Raw genomic sequence first — 20,290 nt, forward strand, 5'->3', positions numbered from 1 at the left:
TGCCATTCAGATGATCGAACCGATATGCTTGGGTCTGATGCCTCCGATAACAGGGATGGTCGGACTCTACGGCCGAGAAATTATTGCTGCCGCCCACATCGCCTGCGCAGAAATCAATCAAACCGGTGGCGTCCTTGGCCGGCCGCTGAAGCTGGTCATCGAGGACGATGGCAGCCTGCCGGACACCGCACTGAAAGCGGCCGCGAGGCTCGTCGACGAACATCGTTGCGTCGCATTCATCGGTAACCTGCTGTCAAACTCCCGCATTGCCGTTGCAACCCAGATCGCCGAGCCCCGGCAGATTCCACTGCTGAATTTCTCGTTTTACGAAGGAAGCATCAGTAGCCCGTATTTTTTCAATTTTGCCGCGCTGCCGAATCAGCAGATCGACAAGATGATCCCCTTCATGGCGCGATGCTTCGGTCTGAAGATGTTTTTTGCCGGCAATAACTACGAATGGCCGAGAGGATCTGTCGACGCCGCAAAGCGGTCGCTTCAGGCGCTGGATGGCGACGTTGTCGCGGAGCGCTACCTTCCCCTGGGCGCGAGTATCGAGGAAATCGATCACTTGCTGGCCGAAGTTGCCCGCTCTGGCGCGGATGTGTTTGTGCCCTATTTTGCCGGTCAGGATCAGCTGACCCTGCTCACGCGATTTGCGGCTGCCGGACTGAAACGGCGCATGGCGGTGGTGATGGGCCACTTCGACGAGATGCTCGCAAGCCAGCTTGCACCCGAAGTGCGCGAGGGGCTCTACTCCAGCAATACGTACTTCATGTCACTGGAGACCACATCCAACCGAAACTACCTCCAGCAACTCGCAGCACAGCCGGGCATTACCGGCATCTGGCCGGATGGCAATGGCGTACTGACCAATTTCGGTGAAGGCGCATACCTGTGCGTGCACGCGTTCGCCCGCGCCGCTGAGGCCGCCGGCAGCGTATCAGCCGATGCACTGGTCGGTGCGCTTGAGCACGTCTCTGTCAGCGGCCCGCAAGGCGTTGTGGAAATGGACGCTGCCACGCATCACGCGAAGGTCAACAGTGTTCTGGCCTGCTGCAGTGCCGACGGCAGCTTCAGGATCATCCAGAATTTCGGCCAGATCCCGCCGCAGATACCCGATCGATACCGGACCCCAGCTCAGCCCGTCGTGCTCAGGGAGTCCCGACCATCCCCCACTCTGGCAGGCAACCTCGCCGAGAAGATGGTTCGAGCACGGGGACGCGTCGATGCCGCCCAACATATCCTCTCAATCGCCGACATGGCGATCGTCGCGACCGACAACGACGGCGTCATCAGCGAGTCGAATCGCAGCGCGCAAGCCCTCTTCGGATATCTCGAGGATGAGCTGGTCGGCATGTCGGTCCACCAGTTGCTGCCGCCCCACCTCCGGCAGCGTCATGCGGAGTTCCTGAGGGCCTTTGTAGATAGCGCCGAGAACGAGCGCAGGATGAGCGGACGCAATGAAGTCATTGGCTACCGCAAGGACGGCAGCTTTTTCCCGCTCGAAGCTTCGATTGCAAAGTTTCACGATGGCAACGTCGGGCTACTGGTCGTCACCATGCGCGACATCACCGAGCGCAAGCGGGCGGAGGAGGAACTGACCCGCCGCGCCACCCATGATGTCCTGACCGGACTGCCGAACCGGGCCTTGATCCACGAGCGCCTGTGCAACGCCCTGCAACGCTCACGACACAGCGGTGAAAGCATCGCGCTGTTGTTCCTGGACCTCGACGGATTCAAGTTGATCAACGACGCCCACGGCCATGAAGCGGGCGATGAACTGTTGAAGGCGATCGCCAGCCGGTTGCTTGAGCAGGTGCGCCCCGGCGATACCGTTGCCCGCCTTGCAGGTGACGAGTTCGTCATCCTCTGCGAGAAGGTCGAACAACCCATCAACATGTCCGTGCTTGCTGCTCGACTGAACGACATCGTGCGTCAGCCCGTACCTTTTCGGGGTACGGATCTTTTCGTTTCGGGGAGCATCGGCGTTGCCATCGGCAACGGCATCAACCATTCTGCAGACGACTTGCTGCGCTATGCCGACACCGCGATGTATACGGTCAAGGAACGCGGTCGCGACGGCTGGCAGTTTTTCAGCGAAACGCTGCAGGAGCAGGCTCGACAGCGCCTCACCATCATCAATGGTCTGCGCACCGCCATCGAAAGACAGGAGCTCTCTGCCCTGTTTCAGCCCATCGTCAACGCCGAGACAGGGCGCATTGCGGGCGCCGAATTGTTGCTGCGCTGGAACCCGGACAGCGGTGCAATCTCGCCTGCGGCCTTCATCCCCATTGCGGAGATGACCGGTGCCATCGTGCCGATCGGTTTGTGGGTCTTCCGGGAAGCGTGTCGCGCCGAGGCAGAATGGCGGCACCGCTGGGGCGAGGCGGCCCCCTACGTCTCCGTCAATGTCTCGGCTCGCCAGTTGAACGAGCCCACCCTGGTGGATGAATTTTCTGCGATCTTGCTTGAGACCGGCGCCGACCCGAAACGCCTGCTGCTCGAGATCACCGAAACATCGCTGATGGCCGACGTCGAGGCGAACCTGCGCATCCTCCGTCGTCTTGCGGATATTGGTCTGCGCGTGGCGGTGGATGACTTCGGAACCGGTTACTCTTCGCTTGCACAACTCACCCGCTTGCCGGTCAATGTCCTGAAGATCGACAGAGCTTTCGTCGACGGCATCGAGAAGAACGAGGAGAGCCGGACCATCATCCGCGCAGTCATCGGAATCGGGCGTTCCCTGGGCCTGAAACTGGTCGCAGAAGGCGTGGAAAACGCCGGCCAGAGGCGGGAGCTATGCACCTACGGCTGCGAAATGATCCAGGGTTACTTCTTCCACCGCCCCCTGGCTGAGAAGACCTTTGTCGAAACGTTCGAACACGAGATCCTCCAGCCTGGCGGCGCTGCCGAAACGGAACTCTATTTCCTGATCTACGTGAGCCGTAGCACCCAGCCCATGTCCGAGGATGACGTTTCTGCGCTGATGCTCCAGTTCCAGCAGAGGAACCGGCGGGATGGCATCTCCGGCTCCCTCTTATACAAGAATGGGGAGTTCATTCAACTCCTTGAAGGCACAAAGGAAACCGTACTGGCGCTGAGCGAACGCATCCGCAGCGATGTTCGGCATCGTGATTTTCGGATCGTGGCGGAAGGCCCCATGCATCGACGTACCTTCACGGACTGGGGCATGGTGTTGCTAACGCTCGACCATGACCGAATCAACGCTGATCTCACTGCCCGGCAGAAACGCAGTTTGAGCTTCTTCGACCTTGCCGACGATCCGCCGTTTTGCTATGCCTTCATCTCTGCACATGCAGCCAAGGATCGATGAAACATGGCTGCGGACCACTTCAGGTGGACGTCAAGTCTGGTTCAGCACTGTTTCCAGCCGCCGAACCAACCCGGCGAGCGTCTCGACGGTGTCGTCGGACTCCTGAAACAGTCTCAGGATTCCGCGCGTTTGCACGAGCAACATGTCGGTGAGTTCGTCTTCAAGCTCCTGACTCAAACCCAGCGGCGCAAATGACAGGATGACCTACTCGCTGATCGTCCGCTTGACGTGATTGCCCTTGTCCTGCGCATCTGCACACTGCAACTCCGATTGGGACTGACCTCCCCGCTCTGCACCGCCCAGCGCTGCCCCTGGACAGAACCACGTTATTTGAATACCCTACCCCCCTATACTATCTATCGCGTTCTTACATGAGCCACACCATCCGTGACAAGACCAAACTGCTGGCCCGTGTCCGACGGATACGCGGCCAGGTCGAAGCACTCGAGCGCGCGCTCGAGGCCGAGAGGGAGTGCGCCGAGATCCTGCACCAGATCGCCGCCGTGCGCGGCGCCACCAATGGCCTGATGGCGGAGGTACTCGAGGAGCACGTTCGCACCCACATCGCAGACCCGGCAATCACCGACGCCGCCGAGCGCACCAAGGGCGCCGACGAGCTGATCGGCGTCCTGCGCACCTATCTCAAGTGACCCCCCATGCATACCGACAACCTCTCGGCCTGGACGCACGAACACGTCTTCGATACCGGAAACGCGCTTGCCGAACGCAGCACCTGGGTGGTGATGTGGATCACCGCAGCGGCGATGGTCATCGAGATCACCGCCGGCTGGTGGTTCAACTCGATGGCGCTGCTGGCGGACGGCTGGCACATGAGTTCGCACGCCTTCGCAATTGGGTTATCCGCGCTGGCCTATGCGGCTGCGCGACGCTACGCGAAGGACCCCCGCTTCGCATTCGGAACCTGGAAGATCGAGATCCTGGGCGGCTTTGCCAGTGCCATCTTCCTGCTCGGCGTGGCCGCGATGATGGTCATCGGTTCGATCGAACGCATCGTGTCGCCGCAACCCATCCAGTACAAGGAGGCGATCACGGTCGCCATCCTGGGCCTGGCGGTCAACCTCGTATGCGCGCTCATCCTGGGCAAGGCGCATCATCACGGGCACGGCCACCCGCACGGGCACGATCATCCTCATCACGGCAACGAACGCCACAATCACGACCTCAACCTGAAGTCCGCCTACCTTCACGTCATCGCCGATGCGGCCACCTCCGTGCTGGCTATCGTGGCACTCGTCGGGGGGTGGATCTACGGATGGTCCTGGCTGGATCCGGTGATGGGCATCGTCGGTGCAGTGCTGGTCGCCATCTGGGCCAAGGGCCTGCTCTTGGAGACAGGCAGGGTGTTACTCGACCGCGAGATGGATCACCCGGTCGTCGCCGAGATACACGAAGTGGTCGAATCCGGCCCGGAAGCGAGCGATACGCGGATCACCGACCTTCATGTCTGGCGCGTTGGCAAGGAGGCATACTCATGCGCGATCGCGGTGGTCACAAAGGATGCCGGACTCACCCCCGGGGCGATACGCGCGCGGTTGGCAGTGCATGAGGAGATCGTCCACTCCACGATCGAGATTCATCACCGCGACGGCCTGCAGGGAAACCTTGCCGGAGCGGGTGGATGAGGCGCTCTCCCCTACTCGATCACCACGGTCACCGAAGCGCTCGGCTGCCATCTGATCAGGACGACTGCACTTCGGCACCACCCTGCGCGCGCCGGCTCGGGGTGGGCCCGCTCATCTCCGCTTTCCTGTTTGCTTTCGGACTGCACGGATGCGCGGTTGTTACCGTTGCCGGGGCCGCCGTTTCGGTAGCTGCGACCGCGGTCAGCGTTACGGCAAGTGCAGTGGAGACCACAGTCGACATCGCAGTTGCGGGCGTCGATGCAGTGGTCGGCGACGATGACGACCAGGGCGACACCCGCCAAGAGGATTGAATCCTCCCCTCCGTGCTGCCAGGCGGACTGCATGAATCGCCGGCAATACGTGTGAAGGACGTCGCTCGGCCTCCGTCGTGGGCGCGTACGACACGACCCAGCGGCGCCCAGGAAGCCGCAGCCAGGAAGCAGCCAGGAAGCGCTTGCGTCAGGGCGCCATAGCTGGCATAGTGGCGACCGCTGTTGGTTCTGGTGTAACAAGATGGTGATACACGGAATCGATGTATATCAGTAAACAATTGTTTTTTATACGAAAGTTTATTGACCCATCCATTCCAACCGTCTTCGCCACGAAACACTTGAAGTCGTGGCATTAGTCGTTATAATGCCGGTCCTTCGCAGTGACGCAGTACAAAGCGCCCGTAGCTCATCTGGATAGAGTACCTGGCTACGAACCAGGGGGTAGGAGGTTCGAATCCTTCCGGGCGCGCCACAACGCATTGTGGAAAAGCCTTTCCGATTTCAGGCTCAAAACGATTTCGGCTACGCGCCCGTAGCTCATCTGGATAGAGTACCTGGCTACGAACCAGGGGGTAGGAGGTTCGAATCCTTCCGGGCGCGCCAGACATCAGAAGGGCCCGGTCCATGGACCGGGCCCTTCGTACATCTGACGCAAGCCGCGCCCTTATCTGGCGCAAGCCGCGCCCTTTTCTCTGCCCGCCTTCATCGGCACCGGGCCCTGCACGCCCGGCCTGGCCGGATCCCTGCGCGCTGCGGCAACGGAATCCGCACCCCTGCTCACTCCCTGCCGCTCAAGAACCGGACGTTCACGCCATCGCACCGCCTCGACCCGGCCCCGGAAACGAAGCTGTTCGCGCTGGGCGCATCAAAGGCCTAAAATAAGCGCCCTCTAATAAAAAACGACAGACCCAAGGCCCCCACCATGCGTCGCGCCCTCCCCCTGCTCATCCTCCTCCTGGCGATTGCGGGTTTCGCCTTTCTGCGCGCAACCAAGCCCGCGGCCCCCACGGTCGAGGCACGCGAACGGGTGTGGCGTGTCGAGGCGCACGCGCTCACGCCGACTGACCTTGCGCCGACCCTGGTCCTGTACGGTCGCATCGAAGCACCTGATCGCGTGCGCGCTGCGTCGCCGGTCGGCGGGCGGCTGCTGGACGTGCGGGTGCGCGACGGCGACCGGGTCGAGGCAGGGACGGTGCTCGCCCGCATGGATCCAAGCGACCTCGAACCCCGCGTTGCACAAGCCGCTGCGGAGGTCGAACGCGAGCGCATCCGGCACCAGCACGATCAACGGGCGATCCAGCAGGAGCGAACCCTGCTCAGCCTTTCGCAGGCGAAGGTAGAGCGTTTCGAACGCCTGAAGAATGCCCGCCTGGGGGCGGAGAGCGCGCTTGATCAAGCGCGGGAAGAGCTCGCCCGCGTGCGTCTTTCCCTTACCCAGCGCGAGCAGGCCATTGCTGAACACCCTTCCCGGCTTGCCCAACTGGAGGCGAAGCTGCTGGAGATGCAGCGCGATGCCGCACGCGGGGCGATCACTGCCCCCTTTCCTGCGCGGATCGGGCGGGTGGAGGTAGCGGCCGGTGATCAGGTGCAGACAGGGCAGACCATACTCAGCCTCTATCCATCGGACGCCCTTTACCTGCGCGCCCGGGTGCCGGCAATCTACGCCGAGGAGTTACGTGCGGCATTGGCGGGCGGCAAGGCGCTGCAAGCACGCGCGGCGTTCGGCACCACCCCCCTCCTCGCAAGACTGGAGCGCATCAGCGGCGAAGCCGATGCGCGCGGAGTGGAAGTCCTGCTCAGGCTGGAGGACGCCAGCCGGGTCCCGATCGGGGCCTTCGTGAACGCCGTACTCGAGCGCCCCGTCGCCACGCAGGTGCTTGCGGTACCGCCTTCGGCCCTGCACGGCGGCGATCGCCTCTATCTGATCGACGGCGGCAGACTGCGTGCCTTGCCCGTGATCCGCGCCGGTGAGCGACGAGAGGGCGACGTGCTCACCCTGCTCGTTCGCCCGCGCGACGAGGGGGTGCTTCTGGCCAACGACCAGCGCATTCTCGGCACCCACCTTCCCCATGCGATCGACGGCCTGGCAGTCGAGGTGGTCGGCGACGGGGCGACACAATGAAGCATGTGAGCCTGCTCGAACGCCTGGCGGGACACAAGGTTGCCGCCAACGTGCTGATGCTGCTTGCCTTCGTGCTCGGCGTTCTCGGCGTCACGCGCATGAACGTGCAGTTCTTCCCCACCTTCGAACTGGACGTGATCTCCGTGCGGGTGGTGTGGAGCGGTGCGGCGGCGGAAGACGTGGAGGCCGGAATCACGGCGCCGCTCGAAGAGCGGCTCAAGACCGTGGACGGTCTGAAACGCATGAGCTCCACGTCGGCGCAGGGGGTATCGAGCATCACCCTGGAGTTGGAGGAGGACACCGAAGCGCTGACCGCGCTCGACCAGGTCCGTCAGCGCGTCGATGAGTTCCGCAACCTCCCTCGCGACGCGGAAACCCCCGAAGTCAGCCGGGTCTCCCGCTATGAGCCGATTGCACGGCTGCTCGTGCGCGGCAGCAGTGTGGAGGAGCTCAGGCCGTGGGTGCGGCGCTTCGAGAGCGAGTTGCTTGCGGCGGGCATCGATCGCGTGACGATCACGGGCCTGCCTGAGGAGCGCATCGCCATCGAGATTCCGTCCGCGGCGCTGGAAACGCTCGGCCTGTCGCTCGTCCAGGTGGGCGACCGGATCAACCAGCTTGCACGCGATGTCCCCGCAGGCATTGCAGGGCAGGCCGACGGCGCGCGCGAAATTCGCGGCCTGGAACAACGGCGCACCGCCGAGGCCTTCGGCTCTCTGCCCGTCACCAGCGATGAGCATGGGCTCGTCCGCCTCGGTGAAATCGCCCGCATCCAGCGCGAGCCGCGCAGCAACGAACTCGCCCTGTTCGAGCGCGGCGACACCGTGGTCGAACTTCAGTTGCAACGCAGCGAGACGGGCCATTCCCTGAAGGCCGCCCGGGTACTCGACACCTGGCTCGAAACGACCCGCCCCGCCCTTCCACCTTCGATCCGGCTGGAGGTATTCGACGCGCAATGGCAGCTGATCAGTGACCGTATCGAACTGCTCGTAGCCAACGGCGTCTCCGGACTGCTGCTGGTGGTCGCCGTACTGTACTTCTTCCTGCCTGCGAGAGTCGCGTTCTGGGTCATGGTTGGGGTGCCCACCGCCTTCCTGGCCACGCTGGCGATGATGTTCATGCTGGGCGGCACGATCAACATGATGAGCCTGTTCGCGCTGATCATGGCGCTGGGCATCATCGTCGACGATGCCATCGTGGTCAGCGAGGATGCGGACACCCACCGCCACATGGGCGAAGGCCCCGCGCAGGCCGCACTCGGCGGAGCCCGGCGCATGCTCTGGCCAGTGGTCGCAGCCTCGCTCACCACGGTCGCGGCCTTCCTGCCGCTGATGATGGTCGGCGGGATCATCGGCAACATCCTTGGCGACATCCCGTTCGTGATGGTCGCAGTGATCACCGCCTCCCTGCTCGAGAGCTTCCTGATCCTGCCCTCTCACCTGCGCGTAGCGCTTGCCGGCGACGCGGCACTCAAGCATTCCGCGCTACGCAATCGGCTCGATGCGGGGTTCGCACATTTTCGCGACGGCCCCTTCAGACGCCTGGTCGAGCGCGCGCTGCATTGGCGGAGTGCGACGGTGGCGATCAGCTTGGCGGCAATGGTGCTCGCGGTGGGGCTCATCGTCGGGGGGCGCATCGGCTTCGTGTTCTTTCCCACGCCAGAGGGTCAGGTCGTCTTCGCCAACGCGACGTTCGTCGCGGGCACGCCGCGTGCGCACACCGAAGCCTTCCTCGCCCAACTTGAGCAGGCTCTGTATGCAGCCGAGGCGGAACTTGGCGGAGGGCTCATCCAAACCGCGGTGGCGCGACTGGGGGGCACCATCAGCAGCGGCTCCGGCAGCAGTGCGCGTGGCGATCAGCTCGCCGGCATCATGGTCGAGCTGACCCCGCCGGACGCGCGCGAGGTGCGCAACGAGCACTTCCTGGCAAAGTGGCGCGAGAAGCTGCCGCCGGTGGCGGGGCTCGAACTGCTGACCTTCACTGCGCGGCAGTCAGGCCCGCCGGGGCGCGACATCAACATCCGGCTCACCGGTGACAATGCCGACACCCTGAAGGCGGCGGCACTGGAGCTTGCGGAAACCCTGGGCAGCATCCCCGGCGTGAGCGAGACGGAGGACGACATGCCCTATGGCCGCGAACAGCTCATCTACCGGCTGACACCAGCCGGCGAGGCACTCGGCCTGACCACCGAGAGCCTGGGCCAGCAGTTGCGCGCGGCATTCGACGGTGCGCTCGCACAACTGGTGCAGGTCGGGCGCGACGAACTCGAGGTACGCGTGATGCTGCCGCATTCCGAGCGCTATCGCCTGGACGTCTTCGAGCGCATCACCGTCCGCCTCCCGGATGGGCGATTCGTTCCCTTGGCAACGGTCGCGAGCTGGGAGGCTCGGCGGGGTTTCGAAGCCTTGCGCCATGCAGAAGGGCGGCTCGCGGTGGAAGTTTCAGCTGCCGTCGATCCGAGCGTAAGCAACGCGAACACCGTGCAAGCCGAACTCGAACGCAACACACTGCCTGCGCTTGCCGAACGCTACGATTTCGATTTCAGCTTCGAGGGGCGCTCCGCCGACCAGCGCGAGACCATGGCCGACATGCGCGACGGACTGGTTCTGGGCCTCGGCCTGATCTACCTGGTCCTGGTGTGGTCCTTCTCGTCCTGGACCTGGCCCCTGGTGGTGATGTCGGCGATTCCGCTCGGGCTGGCCGGCGCCATTTTCGGCCATTGGGTGCTGGGCATCGACCTGACGATCCTGTCCATGTTCGGACTGTTCGGCCTCGCCGGCATCGTGGTGAACAACTCGATCATCCTCGTGTCGCTGTTCAAGGAGTTGCAACACAAGGGCGCAAGCCTGCACGATGCGCTCGTGGGTGCATCCTGCGGCCGGCTAAGGGCAGTGTTGCTGACCTCGCTGACCACGATCGGAGGCCTCACGCCGCTGCTGTTCGAACGGTCCCTGCAAGCGCAATTCCTCATCCCGATGGCGACCTCGATCGCATTCGGCCTGGGTTTCTCGGCCCTGCTGGTGCTTTTCTTCGTGCCCGCATTGCTGTCGCTGCTCGAGAGTGCGCGCGCCTGGATGGCGATGCGCAGGTCAGTCGCCACCGCGAGCACCTCCGGCCCTGCATAAGCGCGGGCTCTACAACAAAGGGGGCCTGCGCCCCCTTTGCCAAATGCGCATGAACGCCGCCGAAGGTCAGAGTGGCGCTTCGAGCCGCTCCACTCCACCCATGTACGGCACAAGCGCCTTCGGGATCACGATCGATCCGTCCGCCTGCTGATGGTTCTCCAGCACCGCGACCAGGGTGCGCCCGACAGCAAGGCCGGAACCGTTGAGCGTGTGCACCAGTTCGTTCTTGCCCTGCGCATTCTTGAAGCGGGCCTGCATGCGACGGGCCTGGAAGGATTCGCAGTTCGAGCAACTGGAGATCTCGCGGTAGGTATCCTGCGCCGGTAGCCAGACCTCGAGGTCGTAGGTCCGCGCCGCGCCGAAGCCCATGTCTCCGGTGCACAGGGTGATCACGCGGTACGGCAGCTCGAGCTTCTGCAGGATCGCCTCCGCGTGCCCAACCATCTGCTCGAGCGCCTCATTGCTCTTCGACGGCTCCACGATCTGCACCATCTCGACCTTGTCGAACTGATGCTGGCGGATCATGCCGCGTACATCCCGTCCGCCGCTGCCCGCCTCGGAGCGGAAGCAGGGACTGTGCGCAGTCAGGCGGATCGGCAACTGGTCCAACGCAAGCACGTCGTCGCGTACGCTGTTGGTGAGCGTGATCTCCGCGGTCGGAATCAGGTATTGCTCGAGCCCCTCCTCGTCGCCGCCACGCAGCACCCAGAACAGATCTTCCTTGAACTTGGGCAGTTGTCCGGTACCGAACAGCGCCGAACCATTGACGATGTAGGGCGTGTAGCACTCGGTGTACCCGTGCTCGCGGGTGTGCGTATCGAGCATGAACTGCGCGAGGGCGCGATGCAGACGCGCCACCGGGCCGCGCAGGAAGGCAAAACGCGAGCCCGAAAGCTTGGCGCCGGTTTCGAAATCCAGTCCAAGGGGCGCGCCAAGATCCACGTGATCGCGCACTTCGAAGTCAAAGGTGGGCGGCGTGCCCCAACGGCGCACTTCCACGTTGCCGTGCTCGTCCTCCCCAATCGGGACATCTTCCTGCGGCAGGTTCGGCAGCGTGGCCAGGAAGGCATTGATGCGCTCGAGCAAGGGCGGAAGCGCCTGCTCGCAAGCCTTGAGCTCGTCCCCCAGTTGAGCCACCTCGGTCATCACTGCCGACGCATCCTCACCCTTGCCCTTCAGCATGCCGATCTGCTTGGACAGCGCATTACGGCGAGCCTGGAGTTCCTGCGTGCGGGTCTGTAGCTGCTTGCGCTCATCCTCAAGCGCCTGGAAAGCGGCGGTATCCAGCGTCATGCCACGGGTGGCGAGACGGGCGGCGACGGTGTCGAGCTGGGTACGGAGTAACTGGATGTCTAGCATGAATCGGATCCTGAACGTTGCGAAACGAATACTCTCGATGCTGCAGAAGCGGAGGCGGCGCGTGCTCTGCAAATATCTGTTTTCAAATGACTCTATGCGCCTGAAGGGGTCGTCTGACCCGGGCCTGGATAAAACTGGGCAATCGGAACCGGAGCACTGCAGGGCAAGATGTATCGAACTTGCAGCCGCCGGAACGTCAACTATCCTTGAAGGAGATATGAAGCCGCAACAGACGGCACATCATTGGAGGAGTTCGGCATGCTATCGATTCGCGACTGTCTCGACTACTGCGACCTGACCGAGGAAGAGATCGCTCTCATCGCAGAACATGAGGACATTCCTGATGCAGCCGCCGCGCAGGTGTGCTGCGGCATGGTGCAAACGCCGGAGGGCGTCATGGTGCTGACCAATTTCATGCTCGACCTGATCGAGCGTGCCAACGCGTGCGGCGATAACGGCAAGGCCGAGCGCGCTGCCAAGGTCTGCGCCCGCTTCATGCAGGATCACCCACTCCCCCATTAGGGCTCCTCGTCCGGCTCGTTTCCACGAGGCGGCCCTTTCGGCGAGGCCTGACCGACACCTTGGCCGGGCCTCGTTCCTGTTGCCTTTGCGGATGCGGCCACATCGCGTTCGCGGAGACGGGCGAGCTTTTCGGCGATCTTGAGCTCCATGCCGCGTGGCACGGGCGCGTACCAGCCGGGTGGCGTCATGCCTTCCGGGAGGTAATTCTCGCCCGCGGCGTAGGCGTCGGGTTCGTCGTGCGCGTAGCGATAGGCCTTGCCGTACTCGAGCGCCTTCATCAGCTTGGTGGGAGCGTTGCGAAGATGAAGCGGCACCGGGCGTGAGCCATCGCGTGCGACGAAGGCGCGGGCGGCATTGTAGGCCTTGTAGGCCGCGTTCGATTTTGCGGCGCAGGCGAGGAACAGGGTCGCCTCCGCCAGCGCGAGTTCGCCCTCGGGCGACCCCAGCCGTTCGTACGTAGTGCAAGCGTTGAGCGCAATCTCGAGGGCACGAGGATCGGCAAGGCCGATGTCCTCGATTGCCATGCGAACGATGCGCCGCCCCAGATACAGCGGATCTGCCCCACCGTCCAGCATGCGGCAAAGCCAGTACAAGGCCGCATCGGGGCTCGAGCCACGCACCGACTTGTGCAGTGCCGAGATCTGGTCGTAGAAGGCCTCGCCGCCTTTGTCGAAGCGGCGCAAATCTCGCGACAGCGCAGCGTCGACAAAAGCAGCAGTGATCGTATCGGCTCCCGCGGTCTGGGCGGCCACCTGGAGTTGTTCAACAAGGTTCATAAGCCGGCGGGCATCGCCATCGGCAAAGCCGACAATGCGCTCGCGCGCGTCGTCCTCGAACACGAGGTCCGGGCAGGCCATCGCGTGCGCACGTTCAAACAGCAGCCTCATCGCAGCCGCATCGAGCGACTCCAGCACGTACACCGCCGCCCGTGACAGCAGGGCCGAGTTCACCTCGAAGGACGGGTTCTCGGTGGTGGCACCGATGAACGTCACCAGCCCCTGCTCGACATAGGGCAGAAAGGCGTCCTGCTGGGCCTTGTTGAAGCGGTGCACCTCGTCGACGAAAAGGATCGTATGCCGCCCTCTCGATTTCGCCGCCTGAGCCTGCTGGATGGCCTCGCGGATTTCCTTGACGCCGGAAAACACCGCCGAGAGTGCCACGAACTCCGCATCGAAGCCGTCCGCCATCAGCCGCGCGAGCGTGGTCTTGCCCACGCCCGGCGGACCCCACAGGATCATCGAGTGCGGTCTGCGGGCTTCGAAGGCCAGGCGCAGCGGTTTGCCGGGGCCGAGCAGATGCGCCTGCCCCGCGACTTGGTCCAGCGTTTGCGGGCGCATGCGCTCCGCCAGCGGGACGCGCGGCGGCTCGAGCGCGTCGAAAAGGTCGCTCATGCGCGCCGGTTCAGCGCGTGACGCCCGGCGCTTCGCCGATCAGATCGGCGCCGGGCGGCGGCGAGAAACGGAAGCGGTCTTCATCGAACACCGGGTTGGCGCGCAGGCGAAGGAACCGGATCACGGTCGTCTGCCCGAAGTGGTCACGCATCTCCATGCGTCGCAATTCGCCATTCGCCATACCGATGCGCAGGGCCTCGAAGCCGCTCTCCTGGTTCTTCGGACGCGCATCGACCCAGGCCAGACCATCGAGCTCTCCGCCCTCCGCGAGCTCGAAGCCATCTTCGAGCGCCGTGCTGCCGAACAGGATTGCGGCCGGTGTCGCGCCCAGTGCGTCGCCGATCTCTCGCACCGTGACCTGGTTGAGGTCCGGGTCCCAGGACCAGAGCGAGCGCCCGTCACCCACGAGCACCTGCCGGTAGGGTGCGGCGTACTCCCAGTGGAAGCGCCCGGGGCGCGAATACGCGAAGCTGCCACTCGCTTCCTGCGGGCGCCGTCCCGACTGGCTGGTCACCACCTGCTCGAACTCGCCCTCGGCACTCTGAACGGCGGAGACGAAGCGTTGCAGCTGTGCGATGCCATCGGCGGCAAACGCCGGAAAGGCAACGCCTGCCATGGAGACAAGCAGCGCAGCACTCGCGAGCGCGCCGGAGAAGCGGTAGCCGGTCTTCATTCACTGTCCTTTGCGGGAACGATCACTTCACGGTTGCCATTGCTGCCCATCGGCGACACCAGCCCGGCCCGCTCCATCTGCTCGATCAGGCGTGCGGCGCGGTTGTAGCCGATGCGCAGGTGTCGCTGCACGAGCGAGATGGACGGGCGCCGCGTCTTCACCACGACTTCGACTGCCTGATCGTAAAGGGGGTCGGCTTCGCCATCGGCATCGCCCTCGCCCCCACCGGCCATGCCGTCGAGCTCGTCCTCGGACGCCGACAGGATGCCTTCGACGTAATCGGGCGGACCGGCCTTCTTCAGGTGATCGACCACCTTGTGCACCTCGTCGTCCGCGACGAATGCACCGTGCACCCGCACAGGCAGCCCCGTCCCGGGCGCAAGGTAAAGCATGTCGCCCATGCCGAGCAGGGTCTCCGCACCCATCTGGTCGAGAATGGTGCGCGAGTCGATCTTGCTCGACACCTGGAAAGCGATTCGCGTTGGCACGTTGGCCTTGATCAGGCCCGTAATCACGTCCACCGAGGGGCGCTGGGTGGCAAGGATGAGGTGGATGCCGGCGGCGCGCGCCTTTTGCGCGAGGCGAGCGATGAGTTCTTCCACCTTCTTGCCGACCACCATCATCATGTCGGCCAACTCGTCGACCACGACCACGATATAGGGCAGCTGCTCGAGCGGCTCAGGGTTCTCCGGGCTGATCGAGAACGGGTTGGTGAGGGGCTTCTCGGCCTTGCGTGCCTCCTGCACCGCCTTGTTGAAACCGGCCAGGTTGCGCACGCCCACCGCAGCCATCAGCTTGTAGCGCTTGTCCATCTCGGCCACGCACCAGTTGAGCGCATTGGCCGCGTGCTTCATGTCGGTGACGACGGGGGCGAGCAGATGCGGGATGCCCTCGTAGATCGAGAGTTCGAGCATCTTCGGGTCGACCATGATCAGCCGCACGCGCTCGGGCTCGCTCTTGTAGATCAGCGACAGGATCATCGCGTTGATGCCCACCGACTTGCCCGAGCCGGTGGTGCCGGCCACAAGCAGGTGCGGCATCTTGGCGAGGTCTGCCACCACCGGCTGACCGCCGATGTCCTTGCCGAGCACTACGGTGAGCGGCGAATGTGCATCCTGATAAACCTTGGAACCGACGATTTCCGACAGGCGCACCATCTGTCGCTTCGGGTTCGGCAACTCCAACGCCATGCACGACTTGCCGGGCACGGTCTCGACCACGCGGATCGACACCAGGGACAGCGCTCGGGCGAGATCCTTGGCGAGGTTCACCACCTGGCTGCCCTTCACTCCGGTGGCTGGCTCGATCTCGTAGCGGGTGATCACCGGGCCGGGATAGGCGGCAAGCACCTTGACCTCCACGCCGAAGTCGGCGAGCTTGGTCTCGATCAGGCGGGAAGTGAACTCGAGCGATTCGGCCGAAGGCGGCTCGACACCGCCGCTTGCCGGGTCAAGCAGCCCCACGGGTGGAATCATGCCCTCCGGGGCGTCCTCGAACAGGGTCTGTTGACGCTCCTTCTCGACGCGATCCGATCGCACCACCGCCACGACCGCAGGCTCGATGCGCAAGGGCGCCGGCGCCTCCTTCTCCACCTTGCGACGACGGGTCTGCACCACGGCTTCGCGCTTCTGCGCAACTTCGCGCCCCATGCGCCGGTCCTGCCAGCTCAGCCATGCCTGCCGGGTACCGACCACCAGTTGTTCGAGCCCGAGCCCCGTGCGCTCCGCCACCGCAATCCAGGAGACTCCGGTGAATACCGAAAGCCCCGTGGCAAGGAGGGTCAGGAGAAGCAGTGTCCCCCCGGTGAAGCCGAAGTAGCGCTGCGTGGCGCGCCCGATCTCCATGCCGAGCAGTCCACCGGGCTCGAGCGGAACGGCCGCTCCGTGGGAATGGAAACGAAGGAACTCCAGCGCGCTGCTTGCAAGCAGCACAACGAGGAACCCGACCATGACGAAGGCGAACGAACGGCGGTCGAGCTCAAGTTGGTTCTTGATGCGGCGAAAGCCCCAAAGCAGGCTGTAGCCAAGGAAGACGACCCACCACCAGGACGAGACCCCGAACAGATACAGCAGCAGGTCGGCGAGCCAGGCTCCGAAGCGCCCGCCGGGGTTGGACACCCCGGCCACATCCGAGGCATGCGACCAACCTGGGTCAGCCTGGTTGTAACCGATCAGGATCAGTCCGACGTAGAGCGACATCACCCCGAGGATGAGCCAGCGTGCCTCCTGCAACAGCAAGGAGATCTTTTCCGGCAACGGCTGCGAACGGGAAGACGAGCGGGACAACATCGAATCGGGGCACCGGGATGGCTTGGAGAGACCCCGGGATTATACGGGATCGACCGTCTCATCCAGGCCCGATGTTGCGGCTGCTCACAAAGGCGTCATAGTGCAGACGAGAACCCCTGCCCCGCCCTGACACGCCCGTCGCAGCTCAGAGATCGTTGATACGGTCGCGCAGCACGATGCCATCGGGCCGTTCCTCGATCAGTCCTTGCTGACCAAGATCCTTCATCACCCGGCTGACCATTTCACGCGAGGCGCCGATCATCTTGGCAATGTCCTGCTTCGAGACCTTGCGCACCACCACCGTCTCGGCGCCGACGATTTCGGCCATCTCGATGAGCAGCCGCGCGACCCGCCCATAGACGTCCATCAGGGCAAGGCTTTCGATCTTGCGGTCGGCGTTGCGCAGCCGCTCGGCCAGGTTGCACATGATTCGCCACGACACATCGAAGCTGTCGTGCAGGATGCGGCGGAAATCCTGCTTCGAGATCAGCACCAGATCCGCAGGAACGACCGCGATCACCGACGCCGAACGCGGGCGCTCGTCGAACATGCCCATTTCGCCGAAGAGCTCACCCTGCCCCAGGATCGAGAGGATGACTTCACGACCATCCTCGTCGCTGACAACGACCTTGAGGCTGCCGGTCAGCACCAGATAAACGTAGTCGGACCGGTCACCAGCACAGACGACCGATTGCCCGCGCGGGAAACGTCGCATCATCGCCACACGGGCGATGGTGCCCAGCGCGTCGTCGGACAGTCCCTGGAACAAGGGGATGGTCTTGAGTGCGACCACGGAAACGGCGGTGGCTTGCGTCATGCGTACTCCGGTTTGCGGTGTATGTCCCGTCCCCGACAACGGGCATCCGATTGTAATCGAATGCAAGCCGTCGCGAGGAGCAGGTGTGATATTCGTCACACGCACGCCTCCGTGCAAGCTTTCATTATCGGCGACCCAATCCGCCGAACCTTGCGGATCAAGCCCTTCCGTACCTCGGGAGGGTCCCGACGCTCGGCTATAATCACGCACTTCACCCCAACCCGCAGGAAAGCCCCCATGACGAACAAGCACGCCCGCCTGCTCATCCTCGGCTCTGGCCCGGCCGGCTACAGCGCCGCAGTGTATGCAGCGCGCGCAAATCTGAATCCGGTGCTCATTACCGGCCTCGCCCAGGGCGGGCAACTGATGACGACCACCGAGGTCGACAACTGGCCCGCTGACGCCGACGGCGTGATGGGGCCCGACCTGATGGCGCGGTTTCAGAAGCACGCCGAGCGCTTCAACACCGAGATGATCTTCGACCATATTCACACGGTGAAGCTGGGCGAGCGCCCGTTCCGCCTCATCGGTGACAACGGCGAATACACCTGCGATGCCCTGATCATCGCAACCGGGGCGACCGCCAAGTACCTTGGCCTGCCCTCCGAAGAGAAGTTCTCCGGGCGGGGTGTGTCGGCCTGCGCGACATGCGACGGGTTCTTCTACCGCAACCAGGAAGTGGCAGTGATCGGCGGCGGCAATACCGCGGTCGAGGAAGCGCTCTACCTCGCCAACATCGCGAAGAAGGTCACGCTCGTGCATCGACGCGAGAAGTTCCGCGCCGAGAAGATCATGATCGACAAGCTCATGGAGAAGGTCGCGGCCGGCAAGATCGAACTCGCGCTCAACACCACGCTCGACGAGGTGCTGGGCGACAACAGCGGCGTGACCGGCATGCGCATCAAGGAGGTCAACTCCGGCGCCACCCGTGACGTCGCCCTGCAGGGCGTGTTCATCGCGATCGGCCACAAGCCCAACACCGATATCTTCGAGGGGCAGCTGGAGATGGAGGGCGGCTACATCGTCACCCAGGGCGGGCGCAACGGCAATGCCACGCAGACCAGCATTCCCGGTGTCTTTGCCGCCGGTGATGTGCAGGATCACATCTATCGCCAGGCCGTGACTTCGGCCGGGACCGGCTGCATGGCAGCGCTCGACGCCGAGCGTTACCTCGACGCCCTGGGCGGCTGAGGCACCCGGGTGAGCCGCAAGGGCGCAGCAGCATCCGGTAAGTCGCGCAAGGGGCGTGGAGGGGAAGTCCCCGCCGCGAGCACAAAGGCGCTCAATGCGCCCTTTGCCGACCTGCGCAAGCAGTTGCGCGCCCAGCCGCATACTCAGCCGCGTACTCAGCCGTCCTCCGAGGAACGACCCGCGACGGCGCAGACGACGCCGGGCAAGCCCTCCGCACCGGCCGACGCGCCCCCTGACCGCGAGGGCCCGGCTGCGGTATGCGACGCTGCGGAGCTGGAAGCCTTTCGCAAGGCAGTTGGACCGGTCCGTCCAGTACGGACTGGCGGGCGGGTCGAGGTTCAGGGTGCCCGCCCCGCGCCAGTTCCTCGCCCACGCGTCGTCGAAGAGGATGCACCAACGGACCGCCCCGCAGGCGCGCGCAGGCAGGACCCGCTGCAGCTCGCCTATGAAGGCGTGATGCCCCTGCGCGACAGCGGCCGCGTGGTGCTCGACACGCCACGGCGCCACCATGAGCGGGACCGTCCGCACGCGGGCCCGGCCTTGCGACCCGACGCGCTGGTGCTGCCTGCCGATGCCGACCTGCATGACCCGGCTGCGCTCTTTCGCACCGTGATCGGCGAGGCGAAACCTCTGGATCAAGCCAACCGTGTCGAACTGGCCAAACCCGCGCCCTTACCGGCCCCGCTCAAGCGCGAGGAAGACGAGCGTGCCGCACTGAGCGAAACGCTCGCTGCGCCCCTGACCTTCGAAGACCGCCTCGACATGGGCGAAGAGGCCGCTTTCCTGCGCACGGGCCTGCCACGCCGGGTGCTCACAGACCTGCGCCGCGGCCGTTGGGTGCTGCAGGGGCAGATCGACCTGCATGGCCTCACCCGCGATGAGGCTCGGTCGGCGCTCGCACATTTTCTGCACGACATGCTGAGCCAGGGAAAACGCTGCATCCGCGTGATCCACGGAAAAGGACACGGCTCCCCGGGGAAGGTCTCAATCCTGAAGCAACTCTCGCGTGGGTGGCTCGCGCAGCGCGAGGAGATCCTCGCCTTCTGCCAAGCCGGCCCGCACGACGGAGGCGGTGGAGCGCTGTTGGTGCTCCTCAGGGCGCAAAACGCCGCGCCGCGCTGAGCAGGGACCGGCACTCGCCGCTCCACACCTACCCCGCCCGGGCGCCGGCAACACCAGATCAGCGTGCCGGCGGAGCGCTAAGACCCGTAAGACCTAGATGGCCGCCTCGTTGGTTTCACCCGTACGGATGCGGATCACCTGCTCCACGGGCGTGACGAAGATCTTTCCGTCACCAATCTTGCCCGTGTGCGCGGCCTTGACGATCGCCTCCACCGCCTGGTCGACCATGTCATCGGCGAGCACCACCTCGACCTTGATCTTGGGAAGGAAGTCGACCACGTATTCGGCGCCGCGGTACAACTCGGTATGGCCCTTCTGCCGACCAAAACCCTTCACCTCGGTGACAGTGAGGCCGGTGATGCCCACCTCTGAAAGTCCCTCACGCACCTCGTCCAGCTTGAACGGCTTGATGATCGCCTCGATCTTCTTCATCC

14 protein-coding genes and 2 tRNA genes are annotated in these 20,290 nt (G+C 64.2%); 10 read left to right on the forward strand and 6 right to left on the reverse strand.

Features of this window, described 5'->3' with window-relative positions:
• The first annotated feature begins 10 nt into the window (after positions 1-10).
• From ACNKW1_RS01315 to ACNKW1_RS01345, 7 genes are all read left to right on the forward strand, one after another.
• The gene (locus ACNKW1_RS01315) at positions 11-3,334 is read left to right on the forward strand and encodes an EAL domain-containing protein (RefSeq protein WP_418362797.1); all 3,324 of its coding nucleotides are present in this window, start codon (positions 11-13) and stop codon (positions 3,332-3,334) included.
• 371 nt (positions 3,335-3,705) lie between these two features.
• Entirely contained in the window at positions 3,706-3,984 is a 279-nt protein-coding gene (locus tag ACNKW1_RS01320) for a metal/formaldehyde-sensitive transcriptional repressor (RefSeq protein WP_418362798.1), read from the forward strand.
• 6 nt (positions 3,985-3,990) lie between these two features.
• Positions 3,991-4,977, forward strand: coding sequence for a CDF family Co(II)/Ni(II) efflux transporter DmeF (gene dmeF, locus ACNKW1_RS01325; protein ID WP_418362799.1), 987 nt, complete (start codon positions 3,991-3,993; stop codon positions 4,975-4,977).
• Between the two features lie 667 nt (positions 4,978-5,644).
• Positions 5,645-5,721 (forward strand) — tRNA-Arg (locus ACNKW1_RS01330).
• 54 nt (positions 5,722-5,775) lie between these two features.
• Positions 5,776-5,852: transfer RNA gene (locus ACNKW1_RS01335), tRNA-Arg, on the forward strand.
• Between the two features lie 319 nt (positions 5,853-6,171).
• The gene (locus ACNKW1_RS01340; protein ID WP_418362800.1) at positions 6,172-7,371 is read left to right on the forward strand and encodes an efflux RND transporter periplasmic adaptor subunit; all 1,200 of its coding nucleotides are present in this window, start codon (positions 6,172-6,174) and stop codon (positions 7,369-7,371) included.
• Positions 7,368-10,493, forward strand: a complete 3,126-nt coding sequence (locus ACNKW1_RS01345; protein WP_418362801.1) for an efflux RND transporter permease subunit — start codon at positions 7,368-7,370, stop codon at positions 10,491-10,493. The genes ACNKW1_RS01340 and ACNKW1_RS01345 overlap by 4 nt, the downstream gene beginning before the upstream one ends.
• A gap of 66 nt (positions 10,494-10,559) precedes the next feature.
• On the opposite strand, the gene serS is transcribed toward ACNKW1_RS01345, so the two are convergent.
• Positions 10,560-11,852, reverse strand: coding sequence for a serine--tRNA ligase (gene serS / locus ACNKW1_RS01350; protein WP_418362802.1), 1,293 nt, complete (start codon positions 11,850-11,852; stop codon positions 10,560-10,562).
• A gap of 258 nt (positions 11,853-12,110) precedes the next feature.
• Between serS and ACNKW1_RS01355 the strand changes: the two genes are divergently transcribed.
• Positions 12,111-12,374, forward strand: a complete 264-nt coding sequence (locus tag ACNKW1_RS01355; protein ID WP_418362803.1) for a hypothetical protein — start codon at positions 12,111-12,113, stop codon at positions 12,372-12,374.
• On the opposite strand, the gene ACNKW1_RS01360 is transcribed toward ACNKW1_RS01355, so the two are convergent.
• The 4 genes from ACNKW1_RS01360 to ACNKW1_RS01375 all read right to left on the reverse strand — a co-directional run bounded on the left by ACNKW1_RS01360 (position 12,371) and on the right by ACNKW1_RS01375 (position 17,543).
• The gene (locus ACNKW1_RS01360; protein WP_418362804.1) at positions 12,371-13,765 is read right to left on the reverse strand and encodes a replication-associated recombination protein A; all 1,395 of its coding nucleotides are present in this window, start codon (positions 13,763-13,765) and stop codon (positions 12,371-12,373) included. The two genes, ACNKW1_RS01355 and ACNKW1_RS01360, sit on opposite strands and share 4 nt — an antisense overlap.
• Before the next feature lie 10 nt (positions 13,766-13,775).
• The gene (lolA, locus tag ACNKW1_RS01365) at positions 13,776-14,438 is read right to left on the reverse strand and encodes an outer membrane lipoprotein chaperone LolA (RefSeq protein ID WP_418362805.1); all 663 of its coding nucleotides are present in this window, start codon (positions 14,436-14,438) and stop codon (positions 13,776-13,778) included.
• Positions 14,435-16,726, reverse strand: coding sequence for a DNA translocase FtsK (locus tag ACNKW1_RS01370; RefSeq protein ID WP_418362806.1), 2,292 nt, complete (start codon positions 16,724-16,726; stop codon positions 14,435-14,437). Before ACNKW1_RS01370 ends, lolA begins: the two co-directional genes overlap by 4 nt.
• A 145-nt stretch (positions 16,727-16,871) precedes the next feature.
• On the reverse strand, positions 16,872-17,543 hold the full coding sequence (locus ACNKW1_RS01375; protein ID WP_418362807.1) for a Crp/Fnr family transcriptional regulator: 672 nt from the start codon (positions 17,541-17,543) through the stop codon (positions 16,872-16,874).
• A gap of 237 nt (positions 17,544-17,780) precedes the next feature.
• Between ACNKW1_RS01375 and trxB the strand changes: the two genes are divergently transcribed.
• A complete protein-coding gene (trxB, locus tag ACNKW1_RS01380) occupies positions 17,781-18,734 on the forward strand; it encodes a thioredoxin-disulfide reductase (RefSeq protein ID WP_418362808.1) in 954 nt (317 codons plus the stop codon).
• 9 nt (positions 18,735-18,743) lie between these two features.
• Positions 18,744-19,856: a Smr/MutS family protein gene (locus ACNKW1_RS01385; RefSeq protein ID WP_418362809.1), complete on the forward strand. Its 1,113-nt coding sequence runs from the start codon at positions 18,744-18,746 to the stop codon at positions 19,854-19,856.
• A gap of 93 nt (positions 19,857-19,949) precedes the next feature.
• Here the strand turns inward: ACNKW1_RS01385 and ACNKW1_RS01390 are convergent, their stop codons facing one another.
• Positions 19,950-20,288 carry a P-II family nitrogen regulator gene (locus ACNKW1_RS01390; RefSeq protein WP_418362810.1) on the reverse strand — a complete coding sequence of 113 codons (339 nt, stop codon included), beginning with the start codon at positions 20,286-20,288 and terminating at the stop codon, positions 19,950-19,952.
• Positions 20,289-20,290 lie beyond the last annotated feature (2 nt).

It is taken from the genome of Thauera sp. WH-2 (genome assembly GCF_048321015.1).
In the GTDB taxonomy this organism is placed as follows: Bacteria; Pseudomonadota; Gammaproteobacteria; order Burkholderiales; family Rhodocyclaceae; genus Thauera.